Genomic DNA, 1,856 nt, shown 5'->3' with positions numbered 1-1,856 from the left:
GCCACCGGGGACCTTACCCTCAACGCCACCCAAGGTGATGTGAACAACCAAAACGGCGCAGAAATCCGTGCTAATGACACCCTAACGATCAATGCAAAACAAGACCTTATCAACACGGGGAGTAGTATTGAATCGGCCAACGACATCGTTATATCTAGTCGCGACCTAACCAATACAAGTAATGGACTAATACGAGCGAATAACAATATCACGGTTGACTGGTCGGGTATTTTAAGCAACACAAGCTCTAAGCTGGTTGCCAAAAATACCATTCAAACAACGCAAAATACGGACGGTTTACCAAATGTACGTTCGGGTAGCTTAACAAACGCAAGTACAGGTTTGATTACTGCTCAAAACGGCACCCTTGATTTAACCATGGGCAGTTTGACTAACTACGGTGGCATTGGTGCAAACCGTGTGGAACTCGATACCAGTGGCGTCTCTAATAGTGGCGGTAGCGGCCTAATTATGGCCAAGAGCTACTTAGATGTGCGTTCTACAGGCAAGATAGATAACCTAGATGGCGGTTCGTTATTCAGCTTGGGAGGAGGGTATTTACAGGCCAAGGGTACGATAACTAATAGCTCGGCAGAGATTGAGACACGGGGTGGGGATTTAACCATTACGGCGAATCGTTTAATTAACACTAGAACGGTCATGGAATACAAGTATGGGGCGCCTGTTGTAGGGTCTACTAAGGTTGAAAACTTTGGTGAAGCTCTTGTGTCAGAAAATAAAAATTACTTTGATCTAAAGGAAATCCTTGATGAGCTTACTCCTCATGGTGATCGTGATGACGTTTCTCGTGAGATGTCAGAAGATGAGAGGCAAAAAAGAATAGAACAGGCCAAGAAAAACTATCCATTGGATATGTTTTATGAAAAAACTGTTTCTTATTCCCTATCTGCTTCTATTCCTTATGTTTCAAATATTAGCGCAGAAGGTAAAATTTTATCTTCTGGTAATTTAACGATTACCAGTGATGTTGAGAACTATGCTTCTACTATCACTGCAGTCAAACATTTAGAGCACACTGGAGATAAAATAGATGAAGCGTTTAAGGCGGACAAAAAAACGATAAAATCCGGATCAGAGCAGGTTAGGGAGAGTAGGAAAGGAAGGTGTACTAGAATGGATTCTGCTGACAGGGAGGGGGCAAGCGATCATTGTGTTAGTTGGGCAACAGAATACTATTATGGAGACCCTGAGACCTTTACAGATCCCGTTGTTTTAATCCCAGTGTCATTGGAGAACAGTACTTTTACGGGTAGGCTATCTATCACCGGAAAAGGTGGCACATTTACCAACTCAGGCACATCGGATACCGTTGCAAGCCTAGCAGCGCAGGAAAAGGCTTCTGAGACATTGGGCTCTGCGACTGATATTGATTTTTCAGATCCTACACAAGCCCCTCAAGCGTTTAATAATGCGCAGATTAAATCTCGCCGTGATGCTATTTTTGATGATGTGTTTAAAAACTTAGTCAGCAGTGCCTTATTCAATGGCTCAAGTCCGAACCCTAATTACCTTATCGAAACCAATCCTTTACTGACCAGTTATGAAAATTTCATTTCGTCTGATTACCTCTTAAATAAACTTACTTCTGATTCGGTAGGGCGTGATGGCAAAGCCGCTGTACGCTTAGGCGATGGTTTTTTAGAGCAACAGCTGGTACGCGATCAGATTTTGGCTTTTACCGGTTTCCAGACAATACCCGATAGCATTAGCATTGAAGACACCTACGCCACCTTGATGAATAACGCGGTGAATTCTTACGAAGATTTGGGATTAAGTTCAGGCATCGCATTAAGTGCGGCACAAATTGCCCAACTGCAAAAACCGATCGTGTGGAT

At 43.2% G+C, this 1,856-nt stretch carries 1 protein-coding gene; it reads left to right on the top strand.

The genetic code is table 11. From position 1 onward, the window contains the following. Positions 1–1,856: hypothetical protein (locus I8J31_RS20645; protein ID WP_199470473.1), on the top strand; the 1,856-nt coding region annotated here is incomplete at both ends.

Source organism: Marinomonas transparens, from assembly GCF_016463975.1.
Classification (GTDB): domain Bacteria; phylum Pseudomonadota; class Gammaproteobacteria; order Pseudomonadales; family Marinomonadaceae; genus Marinomonas; species Marinomonas transparens.
The sequence above is the reverse complement of the archived record's forward strand: the minus strand, read 5'-3'. Positions and strand labels throughout refer to the sequence as shown.